Raw genomic sequence first — 1,079 nt, forward strand, 5'->3', positions numbered from 1 at the left:
GGCAGCCGCGCGCAGCCGCGCGGCACGGCGCCGGTTGGCCAATTTCATGCCGTGGTCCAGTGCCAGGCCCAGCAGCAGCGCCAGGATGATCGCCAGGCCCGCGGCCAGGAGGCTGTTGTCGTGGAACCATCGCCCGGCCAGCGCCCCGATGGCTACCGAGTACAAGGACCAGGAGATGCCGGCGGCCACGGAAAAGAGGACGAACTTGCGGTGGTTGTATCCGGTGGCGCCGGCGGTCATGTTGACGGCCACCCGGCCCACCGGGATGTAGCGTGCGCTCAGGATCAGCAGCGCGCCGCGCCGGTCCAGTTCCCTGCGGGCCCAGGCGAAGGCCGCAGCAACCCGGGGACGCTGCATCCAGCGGAAACGGTCTGCGCCGATCCGGCGCCCGATCAGGTAGGCGATGTTGTCCCCCGCTATCGCGCCGACGGCAGCAACGGCGGCCACCAGCCAGATATTCGGGGCTCCGGCGGATACCGCGATCGCAGCCAGTGCCACGACCACCGATTCGCTGGGTACCGGCGGGAAGATCCCGTCGATCAGGCAGAGAGCCAGAAGCAGTGGGTAAATCCACCATTGCGCTGCCGCGTCGATGATGAAGACGCTGAGCGCGTCCATGAAAGTCTGCACGAAGTGTTCCTGTCCGCTGGATACCTAGTCCAACGATGCCATGCCGCATCTTGTGCCGCTATCGGGTAGATCCCTGACCGGGCCCCCATCGCTCAACGCCGCAGACCCCGCGGTGCGCCGGGGCATCCCCCGCTCCGGCCGCACGATTTCATCGTAGCGGGGCCGGGGGAACGCCGGGAAGAGCTTGCCCCGGTGGATATATATCCGTGCTGCCCCAGTTGTTTTCAGCTGGGGTCCTGGGCGGCGTCAGGCTACCCGGTCGATGATCAGCCGCCGGGCCGGCCGGCTCCCCTCCGGGGCAATAACGACGGCGCCGCGCAGCGCCTCCTTGGCGCGGTCGAACCTTTCGGGGGTATCGGTCAGCAGCGTCATCAGCGGTTCGCCGGCGCGGACCACCGCCCCGGGCTTGGCGTGCATCCGCACGCCGGCCCCGGCCTGCACGGCGTCTT

General features: G+C 68.9%; 1 protein-coding gene and 1 pseudogene. Both read right to left on the reverse strand.

What is annotated here, in order from left to right; all coding sequences use genetic code 11:
* Nucleotides 1-630: DedA family protein (locus AC5RUJ_RS17005; RefSeq protein ID WP_494156333.1), on the reverse strand; the 630-nt coding region annotated here is incomplete at its 3' end.
* Between the two features lie 246 nt (nt 631-876).
* Nucleotides 877-1,079, reverse strand: a pseudogene (locus AC5RUJ_RS17010) (thymidine phosphorylase); the annotation flags it as partial.

The organism is Arthrobacter sp. Y3223164, from assembly GCF_059091005.1.